Origin of the sequence: Providencia sp. PROV032 (assembly GCF_028484875.1) — a bacterium.
GTDB lineage: Bacteria > Pseudomonadota > Gammaproteobacteria > Enterobacterales > Enterobacteriaceae > Providencia > Providencia rettgeri_E.
Map to the genome: position 1 here is coordinate 13,831 of NZ_JAMPSX010000035.1, position 25,446 is coordinate 39,276.

At 42.5% G+C, this 25,446-nt stretch carries 22 protein-coding genes; 15 read left to right on the plus strand and 7 right to left on the minus strand.

Translation table 11 applies throughout. The features are described from left to right. The first annotated feature begins 274 nt into the window (after nt 1-274). The 4 genes from PSF42_RS18600 (at nt 275) to PSF42_RS18615 (ending at nt 2,352) form a co-directional block, all read left to right on the plus strand. A complete protein-coding gene (locus tag PSF42_RS18600) occupies nt 275-760 on the plus strand; it encodes a hypothetical protein (RefSeq protein ID WP_226617273.1) in 486 nt (161 codons plus the stop codon). A gap of 62 nt (nt 761-822) precedes the next feature. Beyond that, nucleotides 823-1,254 carry a hypothetical protein gene (locus PSF42_RS18605; RefSeq protein WP_144138807.1) on the plus strand — a complete coding sequence of 144 codons (432 nt, stop codon included), beginning with the start codon at nt 823-825 and terminating at the stop codon, nt 1,252-1,254. Between the two features lie 185 nt (nt 1,255-1,439). Next, nucleotides 1,440-1,922, plus strand: a complete 483-nt coding sequence (locus tag PSF42_RS18610) for a hypothetical protein (protein WP_272680490.1) — start codon at nt 1,440-1,442, stop codon at nt 1,920-1,922. A 58-nt stretch (nt 1,923-1,980) separates the two neighbouring features. Then, nucleotides 1,981-2,352 (plus strand): hypothetical protein, encoded by a 372-nt coding sequence (locus tag PSF42_RS18615; protein WP_042847037.1) that lies wholly within the window; start codon nt 1,981-1,983, stop codon nt 2,350-2,352. 162 nt (nt 2,353-2,514) lie between these two features. On the opposite strand, the gene PSF42_RS18620 is transcribed toward PSF42_RS18615, so the two are convergent. Then, the gene (locus tag PSF42_RS18620) at nt 2,515-3,093 is read right to left on the minus strand and encodes a hypothetical protein (RefSeq protein ID WP_042847036.1); all 579 of its coding nucleotides are present in this window, start codon (nt 3,091-3,093) and stop codon (nt 2,515-2,517) included. Between the two features lie 243 nt (nt 3,094-3,336). Here PSF42_RS18620 and PSF42_RS18625 point away from each other — a divergent pair, with 243 nt between their 5' ends. From PSF42_RS18625 to arsC, 5 genes are read left to right on the plus strand one after another with little or no spacing between them, the layout of a single operon-like run. Beyond that, nucleotides 3,337-3,672: a metalloregulator ArsR/SmtB family transcription factor gene (locus tag PSF42_RS18625; protein ID WP_042847035.1), complete on the plus strand. Its 336-nt coding sequence runs from the start codon at nt 3,337-3,339 to the stop codon at nt 3,670-3,672. 47 nt (nt 3,673-3,719) lie between these two features. Beyond that, nucleotides 3,720-4,085: an arsenite efflux transporter metallochaperone ArsD gene (gene arsD, locus PSF42_RS18630; protein WP_042847034.1), complete on the plus strand. Its 366-nt coding sequence runs from the start codon at nt 3,720-3,722 to the stop codon at nt 4,083-4,085. A gap of 13 nt (nt 4,086-4,098) precedes the next feature. Then, nucleotides 4,099-5,850, plus strand: a complete 1,752-nt coding sequence (gene arsA, locus PSF42_RS18635; protein WP_191901270.1) for an arsenical pump-driving ATPase — start codon at nt 4,099-4,101, stop codon at nt 5,848-5,850. Between the two features lie 54 nt (nt 5,851-5,904). Continuing rightward, a complete protein-coding gene (locus PSF42_RS18640; protein ID WP_166267946.1) occupies nt 5,905-7,194 on the plus strand; it encodes an arsenic transporter in 1,290 nt (429 codons plus the stop codon). A gap of 10 nt (nt 7,195-7,204) precedes the next feature. Then, nucleotides 7,205-7,621, plus strand: coding sequence for a glutaredoxin-dependent arsenate reductase (gene arsC / locus PSF42_RS18645; protein WP_094963199.1), 417 nt, complete (start codon nt 7,205-7,207; stop codon nt 7,619-7,621). Between the two features lie 300 nt (nt 7,622-7,921). On the opposite strand, the gene malG is transcribed toward arsC, so the two are convergent. The 3 genes from malG to malE form a co-directional block, all read right to left on the minus strand. Beyond that, complete coding sequence (malG, locus tag PSF42_RS18650; RefSeq protein WP_094963198.1) at nt 7,922-8,812, minus strand: maltose ABC transporter permease MalG; 891 nt, start codon at nt 8,810-8,812, stop codon at nt 7,922-7,924. Between the two features lie 15 nt (nt 8,813-8,827). Then, nucleotides 8,828-10,366 carry a maltose ABC transporter permease MalF gene (malF, locus tag PSF42_RS18655; RefSeq protein ID WP_094963197.1) on the minus strand — a complete coding sequence of 513 codons (1,539 nt, stop codon included), beginning with the start codon at nt 10,364-10,366 and terminating at the stop codon, nt 8,828-8,830. Nucleotides 10,367-10,432: 66 nt separating this feature from the next. Further along, nucleotides 10,433-11,623, minus strand: coding sequence for a maltose/maltodextrin ABC transporter substrate-binding protein MalE (malE, locus tag PSF42_RS18660; RefSeq protein ID WP_094963196.1), 1,191 nt, complete (start codon nt 11,621-11,623; stop codon nt 10,433-10,435). 354 nt (nt 11,624-11,977) lie between these two features. On the opposite strand from malE, the gene malK reads away from it, so the two are divergent. From malK to PSF42_RS20845, 4 genes are all read left to right on the plus strand, one after another. Beyond that, nucleotides 11,978-13,087, plus strand: coding sequence for a maltose/maltodextrin ABC transporter ATP-binding protein MalK (malK, locus tag PSF42_RS18665; RefSeq protein WP_094963195.1), 1,110 nt, complete (start codon nt 11,978-11,980; stop codon nt 13,085-13,087). Between the two features lie 41 nt (nt 13,088-13,128). Beyond that, nucleotides 13,129-14,430: a maltoporin gene (locus PSF42_RS18670; RefSeq protein ID WP_094963194.1), complete on the plus strand. Its 1,302-nt coding sequence runs from the start codon at nt 13,129-13,131 to the stop codon at nt 14,428-14,430. Nucleotides 14,431-14,494: 64 nt separating this feature from the next. Further along, on the plus strand, nt 14,495-15,397 hold the full coding sequence (gene malM, locus PSF42_RS18675) for a maltose operon protein MalM (protein WP_094963193.1): 903 nt from the start codon (nt 14,495-14,497) through the stop codon (nt 15,395-15,397). 268 nt (nt 15,398-15,665) lie between these two features. Beyond that, the gene (locus PSF42_RS20845) at nt 15,666-15,998 is read left to right on the plus strand and encodes a DUF2628 domain-containing protein (protein WP_094963192.1); all 333 of its coding nucleotides are present in this window, start codon (nt 15,666-15,668) and stop codon (nt 15,996-15,998) included. Between the two features lie 250 nt (nt 15,999-16,248). On the opposite strand, the gene malT is transcribed toward PSF42_RS20845, so the two are convergent. Next, entirely contained in the window at nt 16,249-18,957 is a 2,709-nt protein-coding gene (gene malT, locus PSF42_RS18680; RefSeq protein WP_094963191.1) for an HTH-type transcriptional regulator MalT, read from the minus strand. A 421-nt stretch (nt 18,958-19,378) separates the two neighbouring features. Here malT and malP point away from each other — a divergent pair, with 421 nt between their 5' ends. Both malP and malQ read left to right on the plus strand, forming a co-directional pair. Next, a complete protein-coding gene (gene malP, locus PSF42_RS18685; RefSeq protein WP_094963190.1) occupies nt 19,379-21,787 on the plus strand; it encodes a maltodextrin phosphorylase in 2,409 nt (802 codons plus the stop codon). An 8-nt stretch (nt 21,788-21,795) separates the two neighbouring features. Next, entirely contained in the window at nt 21,796-23,883 is a 2,088-nt protein-coding gene (gene malQ / locus PSF42_RS18690) for a 4-alpha-glucanotransferase (RefSeq protein WP_094963189.1), read from the plus strand. A 144-nt stretch (nt 23,884-24,027) separates the two neighbouring features. Here the strand turns inward: malQ and PSF42_RS18695 are convergent, their stop codons facing one another. Both PSF42_RS18695 and PSF42_RS18700 read right to left on the minus strand, forming a co-directional pair. Continuing rightward, nucleotides 24,028-24,759: a class I SAM-dependent methyltransferase gene (locus tag PSF42_RS18695; RefSeq protein ID WP_172412311.1), complete on the minus strand. Its 732-nt coding sequence runs from the start codon at nt 24,757-24,759 to the stop codon at nt 24,028-24,030. Between the two features lie 38 nt (nt 24,760-24,797). After that, nucleotides 24,798-25,274, minus strand: a complete 477-nt coding sequence (locus tag PSF42_RS18700) for a GNAT family N-acetyltransferase (RefSeq protein WP_272680491.1) — start codon at nt 25,272-25,274, stop codon at nt 24,798-24,800. Between the last annotated feature and the right edge of the window lie 172 nt (nt 25,275-25,446).

Consider the following 25,446-nt stretch of genomic DNA (forward strand, 5'->3'; position numbering starts at 1 on the left):
GGACATAAAACAGGGTAAAAAATCAACATTATTCCCTTGCCATCCCATCCAATCACACCTTTTTCGTCAGGCCTTGATCAACAAGACTATATTTCCCGTTCAAACTCACCGAAACTAAGTATATATTTCCCGCTCAAACTCACTTTGGTGAGATTCGGGGCATGGTCTGAATGCAATAAAACAATAAAACTACCCGTTCAATCTCACCTTTTGACCTGGTGGCGAAAATTTCGTCACGGGCTTGGCTGGGGATACTATGGTATCAGGAGGAATTATGAATCAATTTGGTGAACAGCTGAAGCTGTACTCTGATCGCCAGCGCGATGAAAAAAAGCGGACGGCATTGGATGTTCAATACGTGCAGTCCGAAGGAAAAGAAGGTTTTCTGACGCTGAATATCTCGATGGCACCCATGACATTGGAAGGGCGCGATGTGCTTTGGGATCAGAAAATCACGATACAACTGTCCCGGTATGAATTGACCGCATTTTGCGGCGCTTTATTCGGGCTTGAAAAAGAAATGCGTGCTAAGTTCCACGGCGCGAACAAAAACAAAGGCTTTGTGGTAAATAACAATGGGTCAGTGGGTTGCGGCATGACGATCTCTGAAGCCGGGAATACAATGACATTCATGTTAGATCATGCTCGGCGAATAGAGTTGGGCGCTTTTGTACTGCGACGTCAAGCTGAAGCTTGGAAAATGTCAGCCAGTGATGTGTTGGCAATCATGCGTCAGTCGGTCAGTATCAAAAAACAGTGAGTTTGCTGAGGGGCAAACTTTCTGTTTGTGCTCCGTGGGGGAGCGATAAAAGGGGGTAAGTGTTGAAAAAGCCATTCCTGCTTCTGGCTGGTATGCTCATGTTGACAGCAGAGCTCCATGCCTCAGTCGATACATCCGATCAGCAACAGGACTCTCGCATTAATCAGATCGGTGCAAGCCCTGTGGAAACTCGGCCGTATTCTGAAATCAAACATCACGTCCATGATGGCCCGGTCGAATTATTCCTGGTTGAGGAAGTGACTTCCGTTGACCAGTCGCTGCACACCGTCGTTATTTACGACGGAAGCCGATACGAACTGAAAGGGCAGGTGGATTGGCTCAGTCCTGGAAAAGGCAACATGCCTCCTGGTGGCTGGGCATTCACTGTCTTCGCCTCTACAAAGGAAACATACGCTTGCTCGCCGGAGGTGGTGCAATCAGGCAACGGTTCATGTGTGCTGTTTGTGCCGAAAAATGAAGAAACACCGCTGTAAAGTCACAGCCCTGATTATCACAAATTTACAGACGATAATCAGGATGACGTTTCCACGGGCTGACAGGGAGGAAACCTAAAAGCCCATAAATTGAAGGTAGTCGGTATACCAGGATAATTATCCATTGTTGGGGTAACCGGCACGGCGACCGCCACCCGTAAGGGTTTTACAAACGAGTTGAGCATATGAAAATCATGATCAGGGTAATCGTATCTGTAGTGGCAATGGCCGTTTCCACTCAGGTTGTTTCGGCAGAAATGCAATCGGTGAATTTTGTGGTGCCATCTTCAGTGGCAAATCAGGATCCGACCGGCGTAAAAAAATTACGCATGAATTTGGACCGGTTTTTTGTTAATTCTCTGGTCGAAGGGGAGCAGCAGCAACTGGTACAGCCGGTTTATTTTGAAGGGCCATATCGCTATTCACTGATCCGTGCCTTTGATGGCAATAACACCGTTATTCATCTGGCAGGCAGTAAACATGTTTTATCGGGTGTGTCGGGCAGGTTTACGCCTATGCAGGCGGGTAAAAAACTGGTGGCGTTACGTGACAGCGAAGACACCGTCTTGGTTTGTCAAGAGAGAGTGCTGCGGTTGAAGTTCGCTAAATGCTGGCAGGTTGTTCACAGTGATCTGCCGCTCGCAGTGATCCCAGAAGAAACCGAGTGAATGCATCGTAAAGTGGTCACTTTCGATCGCGCTACGTGAAATCCGAAGGAGTTTGCGGATGATTATGGCTGAATCGGTAGAATTACCGAGCTTGATTTCGTTGGGTATTACAGTTGCCAGTGCTGTGTTTTTTGTTTACTTCTGGAATAGGGATAGGCTGGGTTTTTTGTTGGTCCCGACGTTTTTTGTTTTTCTTTTGGCTTTGTCGGTCTTTTTGACTTGCTGTATGCTGCCAACTGTCAACACTGAAGACACGAAGCAAGCTAAGCATTATGCGACAGAATGCGTGTTGTTAGAAATGGGCATACCGACCCAGTTCGGCAGAATGAATAAACTGAAATGCCACGAGATCATCGAGCATGTTGGAACGGACTCTTACCAGTGGCATATGGCTCTGTACGAAAAGCTGAAGCAGAAAGAAAAGGTATAAAAAATCTGCGATCGGCGATCGGTGTGATATGCTGATGGCAACTGAAGTAGCGAGCGTGTCTGAGGGGACGCGCCGCGCGAGGGGTTCCCCCAGAGCGGGGTAGATTAAGCCACCAGCAAAATGCCGCACTAATCATGCGGCATTTTTGTTTCTAGCCATACATCACTTTAATGTAACTTCAGATCTGGAGTCATTCAGATATTTCAGGCATAAAGCTTTAAAGTCAGACTTCCATTCCTCAATTCGAAAATCATAGCGTTCTTGAAATGCACTTGTCTCTGTGTACATGGAGAACGCATAATTCTGATATAACTTTAGGGCAGTGACTGGCTGGTTAAGAGAGAAATATGCGTCGATGCATTCTTTCATCATCGGGTAGTTATGATTGGTTTTTGTGCCGCCGAAATTTAAGTCAAGCCCACCACTAGTGACTTTTTGAATAACAGGATCTGAGCTGAGCTCTGAAAAATCCATGCCTTGCTTCAAAAAATAAAGCACTTTGTCATGCGGTACTCCGAATCCCCAGTTCGACACATAAGAATTTAAGGCGGCTTTGATACTCAGAAGTCTATTTTTCGATTGTTGATATAAACCGGCTAAAGCGAGCCAGTATTCGCTGGATTCTGTGAATGAATTACAGGCCATTAGGCCGTAATGAATTGCATCCTCGATCTTTTGTTTTTCGCGAAAATGCTGTGATTGCTTAAACAAATTAACGGCAAGCAGGGGTTGTGTGCCCATTTCATCGAAAAGTCCAAAGTTTGCTCCTAGCCCTGTAATATCAAGGGCTACAGATAGTGTGTTATACGACAGTATTAACACTTGATACTATTACATTGAAAAATTAAAGGTTCTAATTTCCTCAGTAAGGAATTATCAATAAATAAAGATAGCGTTCGTTTAGATAATTCATAGGCCAATATATATGTTTTGACGAATGTATTTCCTTGGTATATCTTACACACATTAAATATAGGAGAAAGTATGGAACCACTACTGCTGTTTAAAATTTTAGCCGACCAAACCAGACTGGATATCGTGCTACTGCTAAAAGCATCTGGTGAACTGTGTGTTTGCGACATCTATACGGCCTTGAATTTATCGCAACCAAAGACTTCTCGACATCTAGCAATGCTTAGAGAGTCGGGTCTTTTGCTCGATTCAAAACATGGTAAATGGGTTCATTATCGATTATCTCCAGCATTACTACCGTGGGTGAAAAGTATCATTGATGTCACCTATGCCACAGAGAAAAATAGAGTTGCAGATTTACTCAAAAGCTTAGAGACAAAAGAACCTGCGAGTAGCTGTTCTATATAAAAATTTTTAAGTTAACATATTCGAAAAAACATATATAAGGTTGAGATATGAAAAAATTAGAAGTATTTGATCCCGCATTATGCTGTAGCACTGGTGTTTGCGGAACCGAAGTCGATCAAGCATTGGTAGACTTCGCAACAGATGTGGATTGGTTAAAAAAACAAGGGGCAAGTATAAGGCGTTTTAATTTAGCGCAAGAGCCTATGGAGTTCGTTAACAACACAAAAGCAAAAACATTTTTGGAAACCGCAGGCGCCGAGTCACTTCCACTATTGATTCTTGATGGTGAGATTGTGCTGACTGGTCGATACCCAAAACGACATGAGCTAGCAAGATGGTTTGGTATTCGGCCGAATATTGAAAAAGCCGAAATTGTTAAATCGTGTTGTGGTAATGGTAAAACGTGTTGTTAACAGGAGCAATAAAATGAAATTTTTAGATAACACACCTAATTATTTATTTTTTACTGGAAAAGGTGGTGTGGGTAAAACTTCTATTTCTTGTGCGACCGCAATTAAGTTGGCTGAAAAAGGGAAAAAAGTCTTACTGGTGAGCACTGATCCAGCTTCTAACGTTGGGCAAGTATTCTCTCAATCGATAGGCAACAATATTAAGCCAATAACATGGGTTCCAAATTTATTTGCTATTGAAATAGACCCTCAAGCTGCCGCTGAAGAATATCGAAACAAAATTATTAATCCAATCAAAGAAAGTTTACCTGAAGCGGTAATTCAAAGTATTACGGAACAGCTATCAGGTGCCTGTACCACAGAGATTGCAGCTTTCGATGAATTTACTGGGTTGTTAACCAATACCGAAATTACAAAGCAATTTGACTATATCATTTTTGATACCGCACCAACGGGGCATACCATCCGTTTATTACAACTCCCGAGTGCATGGAGTGATTTTATTACTGATAATCCTGATGGTGCGTCATGTTTAGGGCCAATGTCTGGTCTTGATAAACAACGTGAACAGTACAGCATGGCGGTGGAAGCGTTGAGTGATAAATCACTAACAAGGTTAGTATTAGTTGCACGACCTCAATCAGCGGCATTGAGAGAGGTTGCGAGAACCTATAGCGAGTTGTCATCTCTGGGTATCAGAAATCAGCAATTAATTGTCAATGGTGTTTTCCCTGAAACGGCGGTGACTGAAAATGATAAGTTATCCCATGCGCTCTACTCTCGTGAACAAGCGGCATTAGAGTCTATGCCTGAAGCACTACGCTCGTTACCTGTCGATATTCTTTATTTACAAAATATCAATATGGTGGGTGTCGATGCACTGAAGCAGTTGTTATCTAATGAGATGCCACAAATTCCAACTATTACTCCGACAAAACAACCTATTTCTTTACCTACCTTGTCAGAACTGGTTGGCGAAATATCTCAGCAACAGCATGGGCTGATTATGTTAATGGGCAAAGGTGGTGTAGGGAAAACAACGATTGCGGCATCAATTGCAGTTAAATTGGCAGAAAAAGGGCTTGATGTACATCTGACCACATCTGATCCAGCTGCGCATATTGAATCAACCCTCAATGGTGTTTTACCCAATCTTCAAGTTAGCCGAATTGACCCTATCGCTGAAACTGAGCGTTATCGTAATTATGTCTTAGAAACCAAAGGGAAAGATTTAGATGAAGAGGGGCGTGCATTACTAGAGGAAGATTTACGCTCTCCATGCACAGAAGAAATAGCGGTATTTCAGGCATTTTCTCGCATCATTAGAGACGCGGGTAAACGTTTTGTCGTCATGGATACTGCGCCGACTGGACATACATTATTACTTCTAGATGCAACAGGGGCATACCATAAAGAAATTGCTAAAAAAATGGGCGAAAAAGGCCACTATTTAACACCGATGATGCAATTACAAGATCCTGAACGCACCAAAGTTATTATTACGACACTCGCTGAAACTACGCCTGTGCTTGAGGCGGAGAACTTACAAAATGATTTAATACGGGCAGATATACATCCGTGGGCGTGGGTGATCAATAACAGTCTATCTATCACGGAAACAACATCACCATTGTTACTTTCAAGAGCAGAACAGGAAGTCGCTCAGATTGAAAAGGTGACATCAACATTGGCAAAACGTGTTGCTATTGTTCCTTTGCTTGAAACAGAGCCTGTGGGGATATCTGCATTAAGTCAGCTCGCAGAATAAGTTTTATTTTCTAAAAATAAAAGGTGCGGAAAAGCACCTTTTCATGAGGTTTTTATGTTTATTGCCGCATTCATTTTTATTTTAACGATCACCTTTGTTATTTGGCAGCCCAAAGGACTGGGTATTGGCTGGAGTGCTACGGCAGGGGCCGTTTTAGCCCTTATTTTTGGCGTCATTAGCTTTCAAGATATTCCGATAGTTTGGAATATTGTGTGGAATGCCACAGCGACATTTGTTGCAGTCATTATTATCAGCCTACTTTTAGATGAAAGTGGTTTCTTTGAATGGGCGGCATTACATGTTGCCAAGTGGGGCGGGGGTAAAGGAAGACTGTTATTCAGCTATATTGTGTTACTTGGTGCAACGGTGGCTGCTTTATTTGCCAACGATGGTGCGGCATTGATATTAACGCCCATTGTGATTGCAATGTTACTTGCGCTTGGTTTCAATAAAGGCACGACGTTAGCCTTTGTCATGGCGGCAGGGTTTATCGCAGATACAGCAAGCTTGCCGCTGATTGTCTCGAACCTCGTTAATATTGTTTCTGCGGATTTCTTTAATATTGGATTTACTGAATATGCATCGATTATGGTGCCAGTAGATATTGCAGCAATTGTTGCAACACTCGTGATGTTGCATTGGTTTTTCCGTAAAGATATTCCTAAACAATATGATGTAACCAAACTGAGTGAACCGACTTTAGCCATTAAGGATATGACTACCTTTAAAGCGGGTTGGTTAGTACTGGTGTTATTACTGGTTGGTTTTTTTGTTTTAGAGCCTTTGGGGATTCCGGTTAGTGCGATTGCCGCTATTGGCGCCTTAATTCTTTGGGTGATTGCAGCCAGAGGCCAAACGATTAATACCAAAAAAGTCTTACGTGGTGCACCGTGGCAAATCGTCATTTTCTCTTTAGGTATGTATTTGGTTGTTTATGGTTTAAGAAATGCAGGGTTAACCGATTATCTTTCTGAAACGCTCAATTACCTTGCGGATAAAGGGTTATGGGTAGCAACAATTGGTACGGGATTTATCACTGCATTTTTATCCTCAATAATGAATAACATGCCAACGGTATTAATTGGTGCGCTATCTATTGAAGGGAGTGACGCGACGGGGTTAATCCAACAAGCAATGGTTTATGCCAATGTGATTGGTGCCGATTTGGGGCCTAAAATCACACCAATAGGGAGTTTGGCGACATTGTTGTGGCTTCATGTTTTATCACAAAAGAACATGACCATTACATGGGGATATTATTTCAAAACAGGGATTATCATGACGATCCCGGTGCTCATAGTCACACTTGTTGCGCTAGTGCTCCGACTTTCACTATTAAATTAAAGGTAACCCAATGAATGATATCACCATCTACCATAACCCCAATTGCGGTACTTCGCGCAATACCCTTGCAATGATCCGCAATAGTGGTGTTGAGCCAACGATTATTTACTATCTTGACACGCCGCCGACTAAGGATGTGTTAGTAAAACTTATTGCCGATATGAAAATCACGGTAAGGGCATTACTGCGAAAAAATGTTGAACCATATGAGCAATTAAATTTAGAACAAGATAACTATACAAATGACCAACTCATTGATTTTATGTTGCAGTACCCGATTCTGATTAATCGGCCGATTGTCGTCACTCCACTAGGCGTAAAGTTGTGCCGGCCTTCTGAAGTGGTATTAGATATTTTACCAAATAGGCAACAAAGTGATTTTATCAAAGAAGATGGTGAGGTTGTGATTGATAAGCAAGGTAAATAAGCGGGGAACTGTTTATAGGCTAATCGATTTATATTGAATGCTTGTTTCTATACGGAAAAATTAAGCTGAGCTGAGTTAATCACATTTATATAAATGTGATTCTGAGTCATTGATGAAATTCCGCCAAGAGTGGCGATTGCATCGATATTAAGTTGAATGATTAGCTATCACTGAGCGCCAAATATTGACCGGAGAGTCACTATTAAAATAGCTATCTCCGGTTTGCTTATCGTAACAAAATCGCAGTTTTTATCATGTTGAAGGCCACTTAAGCTGTATGCCTTCAACGCTTTTGTGCTGTTATCCTTTAACCCCACCTGCGGTTAAGCCATTAACTAGCCAACGTTGTGCGAGTAAAAAGACGACAGTGATTGGAATGGCGGAAAGTACCGCGGCAGCCGCGAAGTCGCCCCATAAGTAGTTCTGTGGGTTGAGATATTGTTGCATTCCGACAGCGAGCGTATAGCTTTCAACATCACGCAATAATAATGAAGCAACGGGAACCTCTGTGATCGCAGCAATAAACGATAAAATAAACACGACGGCTAAAATGGGAACGGATAACGGGAGCAAGACTAATCTAAAGGCTTGCCACGGTGTTGCGCCATCTAAAGCGGCGGCTTCTTCCAGTGAGCCATCGATAGTTTCAAAATAGCCTTTAATCGTCCAAACGTGTAAAGCAATACCGCCCAAATAAGCAAAGATAACGCCACCGTGGGTATTCAAACCAATGATGGGGATGTATTGCCCTAGGCGATCAAATAGGGCATATAAAGCCACAAGAGAGAGTACGGCAGGGAACATTTGGAAAATTAACATTCCCTTTAATATTGTAGACTTACCTTTAAATTTCATGCGTGCGAAAGCATAAGCGCAGGTGGTTGATAGGGTGACGATACCAATCGCGGTAACACCTGCCACCTTTACGGAGTTCCACAGCCATAATAAAACGGGAAAAGGCGGTGGAGTGACTCTACCATCAGCATGTTCAATGCTAAAGCCAAGAGCCAGACGCCAGTGATCCCAAGAGATATGTTCAGGAATTAAACTCCCTGTTGCAAAGTTGCCGGGGCGTAATGAAATCGCGACCACCATTAGAAGTGGAAACATAATGGCAGCGATAAAAACCAGTAAAAATAAATGTGTAAATGCAATGCGCCATTTCTGTGATTTAGCTTGTACCATCGACATAGTTTGGCTTCTCCGTTAATCAAATTTCATGCGGGTTGCTTTAAGGTTAATAATGGCTAAGACACCAACAATTAAGAATATCAACGTGGCAATAGCTGCGGCTAAACCAAATTCTTGCCCACCACCGCCTTCAAAAGCAATCCGATAAGTGTAGCTTACCAGTAAGTCTGTATAACCCGCAGGGGTTGTTGTTCCGATGCGATCTGGACCACCATTCGTCAGTAGTTGAATGAGGACAAAGTTATTAAAGTTAAAGGCAAAACTGGCAATCATTAATGGGGTTAGTGGTTTAAGTAATAAGGGCAGCGTAATGTAAAAGAAATTTTGCAAAGGCCCCGCACCATCCATTGCTGATGCTTCGTATAAATCCTCTGGTATGGCTTTAAGTAACCCCATGCATAAAATCATCATATAAGGGTAGCCCAACCATGTATTGACGATAATAATCATTAATCTTGCAGTATTTGGGTCACTAAACCAGTCTGGTTTTATACCAAACAAGGTGCTCAATACCATGTTGATTTCACCAAAACTTTGATTAAATAACCCTTTGAATATCAAGATGGAAATGAACGCAGGAACGGCATAAGGTAAAATGAGTAGCAGCCTGTAGATTGCTTTCCCTTTAAGTTGCTCCCATTGAATTAGGCAGGCTAACACCATGCCAACCGCGACAGTTAAAACGACGGTCAGTACGGAAAAAACAATGGTCCATAGGAAAATCGCAATAAAGGGTTTTTGAATACCTTCATCCGTAAATACGCGAGCGAAGTTGTCCCAATTAACGGTGACCGTATAGCCAGGAGTAAGGCGTTCGCCTGTCCATTCACCTAAATTATTAATTGCTTCATAATAACCAACTTCATTATTTGGTCGATAAACAACCCCAGTTTTATTATTTGTTAGCAAGCCATCTGCCGCTAAGGTGTATAACGGGTTTGTACTGGAAAATTGGCGTAGAGAGCTAATCACTAATTTAGCACCATTAGGCATCACCGCAGTGATATCAGCCAGTTTTTGCCTGTTTTGCGTGACCGTTCGCAGTGTTGCGCGTTCACCTTCTGGCACTTTTGGCGTTTCTTCTAGCGAAATTTGTTGTTTACCATCTAACGAAAAAGGGGCGGAGCTGAATAATTGCTCACCATCTTTAAGCACGAGCTGCCATTGGTTATCTCGTTGATATAAATTGAAATTTAATGCTTTTCCTGTTTGAAATGACCTATCTAATAGGACTTCTTGTGCTCGCTCAAAGGTGAGTTGGTTGGTGCTGCTATAGTTGGTAAACGCGATGGCGATTGTGGCAACTAATGGGAAAAGCACAAATAAGGCCATTCCAGCCAAGCCTGGGTATACATAGCGCCATGCATAGGTTTTACGATTAGCATAAATATATAACCCCACGGAGCACAATGTTAGGGTTAAAATGGCAAACAGGTATTCCCCTTGTGCATACATTAAAACCACAAGGTAGCAGGATAATAAGCCAAGTAGGCTAACAAGAGACCATTTGACCAAATGGTTCTGCCACCAATGAGGTCGTTTTACGACATCCATGAAGTTGTTCCTCGACAATGGAATGCTTGATGACCCCGCTAAACCTTAACGGGGTCGTTAGGCAAATTATTTCACGATACGTTTTTGCGCATCATTTAATGCATCAGTGACCGTTTGGCGCTCAGAAAGCGCATTCAGGGTTGCAGTACGAACGGCATACCAAAAAGCAGACATTTGAGGGATGTTAGGCATGATTTCACCATTGCGCGCATTTTGCATGGTAGCGGCAATACGTGAGTCTTGTTCCAGTTTCTCTTGGTAAGATTTTAAGGCGACAGCACCGAGTGGCTTATCTTTATTAACGCTTTCTAACCCTTCATCTGTTATTAGGTAATTTTCGAGGAACTCTTTGGCGAGCTCTTTATTTGGGCTGGCTGCGTTGATCCCAGCACTGAGAACACCGACGAAAGGTTTTGACGGCTGTCCGTGGAAGGTCGGTAAAACAGCGACGCCATAATTGATATTGCTTTTATCGATATTTCCCCAAGACCAAGGACCATTGATGGTCATCGCGGTATTGCCTTTATTGAAGGCCGCTTCTGAAATGGAGTAGTCAGTGTCTGGGCTGATATGTTTATTTTTTACCATATCAACGATAAATGAGAGCCCTGCAACCGACCCTGCATTATTAACCCCGATATCTTTAACATCGTATTTGCCATTGACGGACTTAAATGCGTATCCGCCATCAGCGGCAATGAGTGGCCATGTGAAGTAAGGTTCTTGTAAGTTGAACATGATGGCACTTTTGCCTTGTTCACGCAGTTGTTTATCCAGCGCTGGGATTTCTTCCCATGTTTTAGGCGGGTTAGGGACTAAGTCTTTATTGTAGATGAGCGATAAAGACTCAACGGCAATAGGATAGGCAATGAGTTTTCCGTCAAATACCGTTGCATCCCATGCAAAATCAAACACTTTGTCTTTAAATGTTTGGTCAGGGGTGATTTCAGCTAATAAACCCGATTGTGCATAACCGCCAAATCGGTCATGGGCCCAGAAGATAATATCCGGACCATCTCCTGTTGCTGCCACCATAGGGAATTTTTCTTCTAACTTGTCAGGGTGCTCGACACTGACTTTAATACCGGTACTTTCTTCAAATTGCTTACCAACTTCAGCTAAACCATTATAGCCTTTGTCACCATTGATCCAGATGACGAGTTTTCCCTCTTCCATTTTTGCTAATGCAGAGGTAGAGAATATTGCTGTAATTAATGTTGAAAGCACGAGTAGGCGAGTGCTAGTTTTTGTTTTCATGTTCCCGTCCTGTAGTTGTGATAGAGAGCAGTACTGTTTTAAGTTTGCGTTGTCAAAACGATATTCTCATCATCCCCCACTCTACGCCTCCACCTGTTGCATTGTGATCTAATTAACATAATTGCTATTTCTGCAATCAAGGTCACAACAATCAGGTGGAATATCATGGCCTAGCGCCCAAAAATCATCAATAGCTTACGTAATTTTCTCATGACGGTTCAATTTTATCCTTCTTTCTCCTCCCTCCATAAAAAAGTACGGACGGATGATTATTCATTTTCAACAATCCGTTATAGTCCCTGCCATTGAAATATACTTGTTTGCAAACAGTAAGATGTCATGAGGATTAGAAGTATGGCGAGTGTGCAGTTACAGAATGTGACTAAGGCGTGGGGGGATGTCGTGGTATTGAAAAATATCAATCTCGATATCCAAGAGGGTGAGTTTGTTGTTTTTGTTGGGCCATCAGGCTGCGGTAAATCGACGTTATTGCGGATGATCGCAGGCCTTGAAGATATCACTAGTGGTGATTTATTCATCGGCGAAACAAAAATGAATGAAATACCACCTGCAGAACGCGGTGTTGGAATGGTTTTTCAGTCTTATGCACTCTATCCGCACCTGAGCGTTGCCGAAAACATGTCGTTTGGTTTGAAATTATCCGGTGTTAGTAAAGCGATAAGAAACCAACGAGTCACACAAGTCGCCGAGGTTTTGCAACTGGCTCATTTACTTGAGCGACGGCCTAAAGCGCTATCCGGCGGGCAACGTCAGCGTGTCGCCATTGGGCGTACCTTGGTTGCGGAGCCAAACGTATTTTTATTGGATGAACCGTTATCTAACCTTGATGCGGCTTTGCGAGTGCAAATGCGTATTGAAATATCCAAGCTGCATAAACGGTTGAAACGCACAATGATATATGTGACTCATGACCAAGTAGAAGCGATGACTCTTGCCAATAAAATTGTGGTACTGGATGCCGGAAGAGTGGCGCAAGTGGGTAAGCCTCTGGAGCTTTACCATTATCCTGCTGACCGTTTTGTTGCAGGGTTTATTGGATCGCCAAAAATGAATTTTTTACCTGTAAAGGTAACTGCCACCGCAGTAGAACAAGTTCAAGTTGAATTACCCAATAACCAAAAGATTTGGCTACCTGTTGATAGCTCAAATGTTCAAGTCGGTAGCCGGATGTCTTTAGGGGTTCGCCCTGAACATCTTTTACCGAGCAACATTGCCAGCATTGTTTTAGAGGGGACTGTGCAAGTTGTTGAGCAGTTAGGTAATGAAACACAAATCTATATTCAGATCCCTGCTATCTCCCAAAACCTTGTATATCGGCAAAACGATATTGTGTTAGTTGAGGAGGGGGCCTCATTCGCCATTGGTCTGCCACCTGAACGCTGCCACCTATTTCGAGAGGATGGTACTGCGTGTCGTCGGTTGCATAAAGAACAGGGCGTTTAACACTATCCCTACATAATAAAAGCAACTCTAGGAGTATTAAAATGATAACTTTGCGTAAGCATTCGTTAACTATGGCTATTCTTGCAGCAACAGTTCCACTACAGGCATTCGCAGTTGATTTCCACGGTTATGCGCGTTCTGGTATTGGTTGGACGGGAAGCGGTGGAGAGCAAAAATGTTTTCAAGTCACAGGTGCACAAAGTAAATACCGTTTAGGTAATGAATGTGAAACTTACGCAGAGTTAAAATTAGGGCAAGAGGTATGGAAAGAAGGCGATAAGAGCTTTTATTTTGATACGAATGTCGCTTATTCCGTTTCGCAGCAGAATGACTGGGAAAGCACTAGCCCCGCTTTTCGTGAGGTTTTTGTGCAAGGGAATAACCTGATCGACAGTTTACCAGAAGCTGATATTTGGGCGGGTAAGCGTTTCTATAAACGTCACGATATTCATATGATTGACTTTTACTATTGGGATATTTCAGGTCCAGGCACAGGGATTGATAATATTGATTTAGGTTTCGGAAAACTGGCGTTAGCGGCGACTCGCGCTTCTGAAACGGGTGGTTCCTACAACTTCATTAGTAATCAGCAACGTAAGTATGCAGATCGTACTGCAAATGATACCTATGATGTCCGTCTATCAAACCTTGAAGTCAACCCAGGTGGTGTTCTAGAACTGGGAATCGACTATGGGCGTGCAAACCCTTCTGATGGTTACCATTTAGAAAATGATGCCTCAAAAAATGGTTGGATGTTCACTGCGGAACACACTCAAAGTGTTCTCAATGGCTTCAATAAATTTGTTGTTCAGTACGCAACGGATGCGATGACATCTCAAGGGAAAGGTGTGGCGCAAGGCTCAAGTATTAACAATGACGGTAAGCTATGGCGGTTTATTGATCACGGAGGTATTTCCCTCGGTGATAAATGGGACTTAATGTATGTCGGAATGTACCAAAAACTCGACTTGGATAATGGCAAAGGAACGGATTGGTGGACGGTCGGTGTCAGACCTATGTACAAGTGGACACCAATAATGAGCACATTATTTGAAGTTGGGTACGATAACGTGAAATCCCAAGAGGTTGGCTCACATAATAGCCAATATAAAATGACGTTAGCCCAGCAATGGCAAGCCGGAGATAGTATTTGGTCTCGTCCCGCCATTCGTTTCTATGTAAGTTATGCAAAATGGGATGAAAACTGGGGCTATGCGAAAAATAGCAGCGGCGATATTACCAATAATGCATTCCGAGATAATAGCGGTAAAGGCACGTTAACCAATAGTCGTGGTGATAATGACGAATTCACTTATGGCGCTCAAATGGAAATTTGGTGGTAATTACAAAGGGAAGGTAGCGATATCTTCCCATTTATTATCAATGCGATGATAGGTGAAAAATATAATGAAAAAGAAACTTTTAGCGCTGTGTTTAAGTATGGGGTTGCTGGCGGGGGTACCTGCTATCAGTTTCGCAGAAGTGAATATCGTGCCGCAAGATTTATCAGCAGCACCCAATATAGCGACAACTGCATTACAGCAACTATCATGGATACCAGTTAATCCAGCTGAAAAATCAATTATTGATTTAGCTCAACAAGGGCAATCCCTTAATTTCGCCAATATTAGTGGCCCTGTTGCTGCTTATAGTGTTCCTGCCAATATGGGTGAGTTAACCATAAACTTGAATAGCGAAATAAACCGCCATCAAGTGTATTCGCCTAATGTGTTGGTTTTTGACCAAAATATGACGCCTTTTGCTTATTTCCCTAGCCAATATTTTACTTATCAAGAGGCCAGTGTCATGGAAGGTGATAGCCTGAGTGGCACAATTAAACTGACTCCTGCATTAGGCCAAAAACAGCTTTATTTACTGGTGTTTACCACACCGGATGATTTAAAGAACACGACAACTCAAATTGACCCAGCAAAAGCTTACGCGAAGGGTGTCGGAAATGCGGTGCCTGATATTCCAGACCCCATCGCTAAGCACGTAACTCAAGGTAAGTTAAAGCTAAATGTCGCTTCAAATTCGAATTCAAGCGTGTTGATTGGTGCACTATTTGGTTCACCTAAAGTTGCCCCTGTCACTGTGGGGGATACTGCAAGTACATCGGTTGCAGTGGCTACTCCGCCAGTAAAACAAGCCGAAATTTTATCCGGTACAGAAGATTACTTTAATCAGGCTATTAAAAAATCGATTGATAACGGTGATATAGATAGTGCATTGAAATTGCTTGATGAAGCTGAACGTTTAGGATCCAAATCGGCACGTAAGACATTTATTGAAAATGTGAAAAAGCCATAAATTTAAATACCTCGTTGTTGTTCTATGTCCTCTAAGTGCGCGTAATGCGCACTTTTTTAATGATGCGTCGAGCGTGGTGCTGTCTGTTTGCTGTGCTGGCCGTTCCTGCATTAACATGAACCAACTTCGTATGTACGGGGGTGTTCCAGTCTCCTATTCGATTCTAGATTGATCAGAGTGAATACGTTGTAATCGAACTGAAGCTCGCTATAAGCTTATTTTTTATTGTACATTGCAAGTAAAATTTAACTTATGTGATGAAAGAATTATGGATAATTCAATAAATGCTAACCTTAAATATATAACGTTTACGAAAGGTACGAACACCGTTATAGTCAAAAACGGATTCTCATGGACGGCATTTTTCTTTGGTTTTTGGGTGTATCTGTATAGAAAAATGTGGGGGTCTTTTGCTCTGTGGTTAGTTGTTGGTCTTATATTTATAACGTTGTCGCTTGGTGCGAACGGTATTGCAGAAAGTACTGGTGACACTAGGCTAGCATCGGTGATCTTTTTAATTAGAATTTTATATTCTGTGTATCAAGGTGCCACAATCAACAAAAACTATATGTTTAGATTAAAAATGCAAGGGTACGTTTGATAGTGGTGTAATGTGCGGTTATCACGAACTGAGTATCTGATGATAGTGTACTTAGCCTGAACTATATCAGTCACAACACCATTCCTCTCAGTCTTAATAAATCCAATAAAAATGCTGACATGGCAAGCTAAATTGTTTAGTTAAAGTGCTTATCGAGTTATTCATTCTAATTTTTTCAAGGTTGCCTAGTGCGGCCTCTTTTATTAGTGGTGTGAGAGGATGACAGGAGTGTTCCTGTCTTCTACTCGATTTAAACCGCATTATAGCCCATGGTTTGCAGTAATTGGCGAGCGAGTGCCACTGCTTCTTGGCGATGAAGCACGCCCAGTTTTTGATACAGATTGCGAATATGTGTTTTTATTGTGGTCGAAGCCACGTTAAATTCATTGGCTATTTGCACATTGCTATAACCTGAGTAAATCAACCCAAGGACTTGCCATTCGCGTTGAGTTAGCGGGCTAATTCTTATTAACTCAGGAACTTGAGGATGGGTTAATAAGCGATTTACAAAGTTTTCATCAAAGTGAGCAAACTTGTGGCGATGATGTTGATTGATTTCACGTAAAATATGCTGTGCTCTGTGTCTTTCTAGTTCAGAAAGGACATTAAGCTGTAGCAACAAGCGCAATTGCTGCGCCATCGATTCACCTTCAATGACAAAATAGCTCAGAAAACCAGTACGACCCGCAAGATTAAGGGCTTCAATCAGTGTCGATTGGGCGGCATTTTTGTCATTTTTCTGCCAATAAAGTTGATTAAGCAGCAGTAAATTGCGATTTAAATCACTCACTAGCTCCAAATTGCGCGCATTAAGATTCAACTCTTCAAGGATTTCAAACGCGGAGTCATATTCACCAAGTAGAATTTGGGCACGGGCAATATTACGCCATTGACGTTGTAAAAAATGATTACTTGCCAAAGCGGGTTTTAATGTTTGTTGTAACCAGCTTTCAGCGGCAGTTTTATCATTGATTAACTGCCAATAAATGACTCTCGCTTCATCAGCATTTGAGACCCAGTCATCATGATAGATCCCATTGCTGAGTAAATTTTCGATTAAATGCAAATGACTGCGAGCGTTATCAATATCACCACGAACGAGCGCATTGAGTACAACTAAAACAACACATTGCAGCTGTTGTTGAGGTTGGTAATTTGACAGTACTTTCATGCCTAAACGTGCTGCACTTTCCGATTCTTCGAGTCTTCCCCAAGCCCACATTAATTGTGAGCGAATACGTAAGAGAAATTCATGCATAGGCAATTGTTCTAGATGTTGTTCATGAATTAACTCAGACGCTTTTTCTTGAATATCATAGGCTGATTGCAGAAACCCACGCGCGAATAAAATCTCACTTTGTTGCAGCATGCTCCATAGAACATAGTGCCAAGTTGAATGGCGATGGGCCATGGCTTCGATTTCTTGCATCATGCTAAGGGAACGCTGTAAATTCCCCGTGCAATGATGAACTTCACCGAGTACAGATGTTGCAATGATATGCCCATAATAGTTGGTTTCAGGAAGCAAATTGAGCGCGGAGTGTGCCAGTTTCTCTGCTTCATTTGGGTTACCCTTATTGATAGCAACTTGGGCGCGTAGCGCGTCAAATTCACCCCGTAGCGCATGGTCGAGTTCTTTGGTCATTTCTCGCTCGGCGCTATCCAATAAAGTATTCACTTCACCATAGCGATGCTGGCTTTGCATTAACCAAGCTTGTAATAAAATAAGCTTAGGATTATCCAATAGCATTTCCCACGGTATAGCCTGTAATGAGCTTTCGAGTAATGATAATTCACTTTGATGGAATAGCTCCCATGCATGCTGTAGTAGGATGTCCCGTAACATTAATGGATTTTCAGCGGCGAGAGCGTGGTGGATAGCTTCGCTCGGGAAACCCAGTGCCATCCAGCCTTCTGCGGCAGCGTGATGCAGTTGAGGAAGTTCGCTGGCGAGTTCCCATTGGCAACGCTGCCTCAAGAAACTACTAAATAAGGGATGGTAATTAAACCAATCACCGTAGCTATCCATTCGTTGTAAAAATAGCCCTTGGCGTTCGATATCTTCCAATTGCATTTGGCCATTTTCCGTACCAGAAATACGCGCAATTAATGCATCATTCATTGAGCGCAATAATGAACTGGTCAGAAGTAAACGGCGCATTTCCCCATTTACATTGTCGAGAACCTCATCCACTAAATATTCATTTAGGTGACTGGAATTAATCCCTGATAATCGACGTGCGGAGTGTTTTGCTGCATGGGAGTCTTGCTTAGCTGATAGGGCGATTAACTGCAATGCCGTAACCCAACCCGCAACATCATCACATAACCGTTGGCATTCGCTTGTTTCCAGTGGGATTTCAAGGCGATTATCAAAAAATTGTTTGGCTTCTGGATGGGTGAAGGCTAAATGCTGACTGTCGATTTCAAGAAGCTGCTCTTGCACTCGTAAATTAGCAACACCTAACTGAGGGACATTGCGGGAGGAGATAACAAGTGTCAGGTTATCAGGTTGGTGTTTCAAAAAAAAACGCATAGCATCATGAATGGCTGGGTTATTGATCAGATGATAGTCATCAATGATTAGCCAAATGGGGTGCTGCCATTGTGTTAATTCGATAAAAAGCAATGAAAACAATGAGTTTAAATTAGCGTATTGGCGTTTTTGTGCCATTGATTCGCTATTTGGGCAACAACCTTGGGTGGCTTGTTGGATTGCCGCAATTAAATAATGGGCAAAACGTTCCGATTGGTTGTCTCCATCATCGAGTGTGTACCAACCGATATGTTGTTTCTCGGTTGCCCAATGGGAAAGTAACGTCGTTTTTCCGTACCCCGCAGGGCTAGTGACTAAAATAAGGCGGTAATGTGTTGTTGACCCTAATAAAGTTAAAAGTCGCTCGCGCACCACCGTATTTTGATGGCGGACAGGACGGCTTAACTTAGACGGAATTAACATACTCAGTGGGGTAACCATACGGAAGAAGTACTCGCTCGTGATATATCAAAGTTCTTTATATAACTTCTATCAGATTCTAGATTTATGCAAGCATGTTAGATCATTGATCATGACAAAGGTGCGCAGTATCACAATTTACTCTGATTTCGTTAGAACGCATTTTTAGCGTGAGGCAATAGAACAATATCGAAAAGCTTTTATGGGGGGATGAGGCGATCAAGAATATTGAGATAACGGTTAGATGGGATAGGAGGAATGATAAAGATTTAAATTAACTTTTTGATTTTAATTTATTTTTTGTTTTATTTTTCTCCTCCTCCTACCTACTCCCGATAGAATTTTGTCTGGGATGAGGAAGGGGGTTAAAGCGCTCTGCATACTAGGCCAATACATTCTTACTAATAATGAGGTCTGGTTATTTATGTCGCATCTTACCTTCAACAAAACACAATTTCAGGCAGCACTAAAACGTCAATGGCAATTTTTAGGGCTGGAGTCAGAACAGGAAATGACTTCCCACCAATGGTGGCAGGCAATTAGTCATGCTGTTGCTGAGTTATTGGCAGCGAATCCTAAAAAATCCACATCCTCCACACTTCGTCATGTGAATTATATTTCAATGGAGTTTCTGATTGGGCGCTTAACAGGAAATAACTTGTTAAACCTAGGTTGGTACCAGGAAATTGCAGATATATTAAAAGAATACCATATTGAGTTAAGTGATTTACTTGAAGAAGAAGTTGATCCGGCATTAGGGAATGGCGGATTAGGGCGGCTTGCAGCTTGCTTCTTAGACTCAATGGTCACTGTTGGTCAACCTGCGATTGGTTACGGCTTGAATTATCAATATGGCTTGTTTAAACAGTCATTTGTGGATGGTAAGCAAGTGGAAGCCCCTGATAATTGGCAGCGTGATAGCTATCCATGGTTTAGACATAATGCTGAGTTAAATGTACAAGTAGGTATTGGTGGCAACGTCACACAAGATGGTCATGTTTCACGTTGGGAACCTGCTTTTATCATACAGGGTGAAGCGTGGGATTTACCGGTTGTCGGTTATTTGAATAATGAAACGCAGCCTTTACGTTTATGGCAAGCGTCACATGCTCAACCATTTAATTTCGAATTATTCAATGAAGGACACTTTTTAGAGGCAGAAAAAACAGGGGTAGACGCGCAGAAACTGACCCAAGTTTTATACCCAAATGACAATCACTTAGCAGGAAAACAATTACGTTTAATGCAGCAATATTTTCAATGTGCTTGCTCTGTTGCGGATATTTTACGCCGTCACCATCGTGAAGGCAGAGCGATAGCGTCATTACCTGAATACGAAGTGATTCAATTGAATGATACGCACCCAACGATTGCTATTCCTGAAATGATGCGTGTATTGCTGGATGAACACCTGCTCGATTGGGATACCGCATGGAAAATCACGAGCCAAACATTTGCTTATACTAATCACACTCTGTTGCAAGAAGGGCTTGAGTGCTGGGATGAAAGCATTATGCAGCCGTTGTTACCTCGTCATATGCAGATCATTCATGAAATTAATCAGCGGTTTAAAAAATTGGTCGAACAAAAATGGCCAACTGACCAGACGGTTTGGCCTAAAGTTGCTGTGGTTTATGAAGGGCAGGTACGCATGGCAAACTTGTGCGTCGTATCTTGCTTCGCGATTAATGGTGTTGCCGCGTTGCACTCTAAGTTAATCACGACAGATTTATTCCCTGAATATAATCAGTTATGGCCTGAGAAATTTCTGAACATCACCAATGGCGTCACACCACGTCGTTGGATTAAACAGTGTAACCCTGAGTTAGCAGCGTTAATTGATGAGACGGTTAAGCATGAATGGGCTAATGACCTTGAAGCGATCAACGTCTTGGAAGAACATGTTGACGACCGCCAATTCCAGCAAAAATACCGTGCAATTAAGCAACGTAATAAGCAACGATTAGCAGAGTTTGTCAAAGCGCGTACAGGTATCGTGATCAATCCGCAAGCCATGTTTGATATTCAAATCAAGCGGTTGCATGAGTATAAGCGTCAGCACCTTAATTTATTACATATACTTGCTCTGTATAAAGATATTCGTGAGAACCCAACAACACCACGCGTACCTCGCGTATTCTTGTTTGGCGCTAAAGCGGCACCTGGCTATTATTTGGCTAAGAATATTATTTATGCCATCAATAAAGTTGCTGAAGCGATAAACAATGACCCAATTGTGGGGGATCAACTTAAAGTCGTCTTTTTACCTGATTACTGTGTTTCTGTTGCCGAAAAACTTATCCCAGCAGCGGATATTTCTGAACAAATCTCAACGGCGGGCAAAGAAGCTTCAGGAACGGGTAATATGAAGTTAGCGTTAAATGGGGCATTGACGATGGGAACACTGGATGGTGCAACGGTGGAAATTGCAGAACAAGTGGGCGCAGAAAATATATTTATTTTTGGACTGACTGTTGATGAAGTTAAGCAACTGAAAGCGAACGGGTATGACCCACTCACATGGCGTAAAAATAATCCTGTACTGGATGCGGTTCTCACTGAATTAGAAGATGGCACCTACAGTGACGGTGATACGCAAGCCTTTGCACAGTTGGTACAGAGTCTGGGCAAAGAAGGCGGAGACCCTTATTTATTGATGGCTGATTTTGCGAGCTACGTTGATGCACAACAAAAAGCGGCAACGTTATATCAAGATCAAGATGCATGGACACGAACAGCCATCTTAAATACAGCACGCTGCGGCATGTTCAGTTCAGACCGTACCATTGCTGATTATCAAGCGCGTATTTGGCAAGCAAAGCGTGAGGCATAGGAGAGAATATGCAGTGTGAAAGAAAGAATGTTGAAAGGCTCTCGCCAGACATCGCTGCAAACTATATTAATGCCTATGGTCAGTTGCAGGATATTGAATTAGATATCCAGCAAAAGTTGTTTGATGCTATGGGGGGGGAGGCCCCCCATTTAAAACAACAAAGTCTGCCTTTGCCAACCGTAAAAGTCATTCGTGAGAATGATGAAATCAGTATCGCCATTCAAGGGAGTGGCGAGTTTCAATGGGTGTTTGAAACGGAAAATCAGCAATGCCAACACCAAGGAAATGTGTTGGCTGGGCATCCGCTAGTGTTGCCTGCAAATCTTACTGTGGGTTACCACAGTTTGCTCCTTAAGCAGCAAGAAAAGCAATGGCATTGTACGGTGATTGTGGCACCAAAGCGTTGTTATATACCGGCTGAAATTGAGAAGGGCAAAAAGCTGTGGGGCGCGAATATTCAGCTCTATACATTACGATCAAACCGTAATTGGGGGATTGGTGACTTTGGTGATCTTCAGCATTTAGTCGGGGAAATAGCGACTCGAGGCGGTAGCTTTGTGGGCTTAAACCCCATTCACTCATTATTTCCAGCAAACCCAGAAAGTGCCAGCCCATACAGCCCATCTTCACGTAGTTGGCTCAATATTATCTATATTGATGTGGATTCGGTTGCTGACTTTCAATTAAGTGAGCAAGGAAAGCGCTGGTGGGATTTAGCGGAAACGCAGGCTCGTTTACACTCCGCTAGAACGAGTGATCTTGTTGACTATTCGACGGTTACTGAATTAAAACTAACGGCATTAACCTTTGCTTGGCAACAATTTTCATTACGAGAGAAAGCAGACTCATTACGTTTAGCTTTTGAACAGTTTGTCGATGAACGTGGTGAGAGTTTATATTGGCAAGCCGCCTTTGATGCACTACATGCGACCTTGATGGCGCAAAACGAAGCTTATTGGGGATGGCCTGTTTGGCCTGAGGAGTATCGCCATGCAGACTCTCCATCAGTAAAACAATTTTGCACAGAACATCAAGATGAAATCGCATTTTGGTCGTGGTTGCAATGGTTGGCATGGCAGCAATTTTCTGACTGTTGGCAACGTTGCCGTGATGCCAATATGCCAATAGGTTTATACCGAGATTTAGCCGTTGGTGTTACCCAAGGAGGGGCTGAGACGTGGTTCGACAGCAAGTTATATTGTACTCAAGCCTCTACTGGTGCTCCGCCTGATATCTTAGGGCCGCTAGGGCAAAATTGGGGAGTGGCGCCTTTTAACCCATACACCTTAGTAGAACGTGCTTATGCGCCTTTTATCGACTTAATACGTGCAAATATGGAAAATTGCGGGGCATTGCGTATTGATCATGTGATGTCATTATTACGTCTTTGGTGGGTGCCCGAAGGAGAAAGCGCAGCGCGTGGCGCCTATGTGCGTTATCCCGTGGATGATCTTCTGGCTATCTTGGCATTAGAAAGTCAGCGTATGAAGTGCATGGTTATTGGCGAAGATCTTGGTATCGTCCCTGAGGAAATCGTCAGTAAACTGCATGACTATGGTGTGTTTTCATACAAAGTGTTGTGGTTTGAGCATGACGACCAACGTCAAGCCCGACCTCCTGAAATGTGGGCGGAGCAAGCGATGGCTGTCATATCGACACATGATATGGCAACACTAAAAGGATATTGGGAAGGGCATGACTTTGTATTGGGTGAGCAATTAGGTCTTTATCCCGATGCCAACATGTTAGCTCACCTAAGACAGGATCGCGAGGCGGTAAAACAGGGCTTGTTAACCGCGTTAAGGTCGAGAAACACGGATAATCCACTTGCGAACGGGCATTTATCGGCAGATGAAGTATCACAAGATCTTGTCGAGCAATTACATCGTTTTGTCGCGGGCTCAAGCAGTGCATTATTGGGGTTACAACCGGAAGATTGGTTAGGAATAAAGGAGCCCGTAAATATCCCCGGAACCAGTTATGAATACCCTAACTGGCGCCGTAAGCTCACGAATACTTTAGAAGAGATGTTTGCCAGTCAGCACGTTAATCGCTTAATCGAAGAGGTGGATAAACAACGTAACCCTTTGAGTTAACTTTTATTTTTTTTTGGTGGATATGTCCTGTTGTTGGGGCATATCCATTCAAAACGCGACATTTCTTATTTTTTGCCCGCGACGAGTATAACGCAATCACCGAGATAGCAAAGGTGCAACATTTTACCCATTGTTAAGAATGTGCTAGCGGTGTGCGCTAATAATTAAAAAAGGTGAATAGCGATTAAAAATTTCAGCTTCTGGTTTTGCCAATAGGGCTTCATTAATGACTTTGGGCTCTTTAAGTGCATCGATAACAAATCCTGCGTTGAGTAACCCCATAATATAACTTTCGACAGTTCGGTGATATTTAATGACGTTATCAACAAACCATGAGGTATGACGTATAGATTCATCCTGATAATTATCGACAGGCATACAGATAAACTCACCAGACTCATTTTTCATAAATGAAGATGCATGAGCCGTACACATTGGATGTTCAACCGAAAATATAAATTTCCCGCCCTCTTTGAGGTGAGAATAGACCTCGCTTGCAAGCTGATTAAAGTTTTCGATATAGTGGATTGCAAGAGAGGAAATAATAAAGTCAAAATGTTCAACGAATGTCATAGGATCAGTCATTGACGCATGAATATACTCAATATCATCAGTATGGGTCAGCTTTTTGGCTTGTTCTATCATGTTACTTGAAAGCTCAATACCGTAAACTTTTTTCGCCCCTTTACTGTGCGCATACCGTGCAAAATCACCAAAGCCAGATCCCAAGTCGAGAACGATTTTACCTTTTAAATCAGGTAATAGCGCCCTTAGTGCCGGCTCTTCCATGATGCCATTAAGACCTGTATCATTGACTCTTAATGCTTGATAATTTTTAAAGAAAATGGGGTCATCATAAATATTTTGTTCTTTCATGGGGAGTCTCTGCATCGTTATCAATTATCTTCAATCTATTACCACTGATCACCACTGCGAAAGTCACAATAGAGTGGTTGGGAAAAATCAATTGTTTTATCTTTTGTCCATCCAAAAACACCGCCTTCTTCATCAATGGAATGAATGTAAGAGCCTTGTTTGAGCTCATAGAGCTTCCCTTCCCAAACATGCCATCCAACCGATTGATATAAATGGCGGCCTTCTTCAGAAGCAGATAACAGCCCGAGTTGATAACAATTAGCGATTATCTCATTAGTTTCTAACATGAGTTGTCGACCAATACCTTGGCGGCGGTAGTTATCTAAGACCGCCATAGCTTCGACATAGCCTACTGTGACGGGCTGATGACCTAATGCCATATTGCGCTGAACAATGGAAACGTGGCCAACAATATGTTGTTGGTCATAAGCTAAAATATGCATGCCACCTAAAGCGTGCTGAAAGTCATCTCGAGAAAAATCACTGTCAAAGCTTTGGTATAACAAAGTGTAGATTGTAGTGGTTTAATAAATTTGGCCACCTGAACAGAGGTGATATGCTTACCTCAGAACAACACAGGTGCCTTAATGAAAAAACGAAATTTCAGTGCAGAATTCAGACGTGAATCAGCTCAGCTGGTTGTGGATCAGAACTATACAGTTGCAGATGCCGCGAAAGCCATGAATG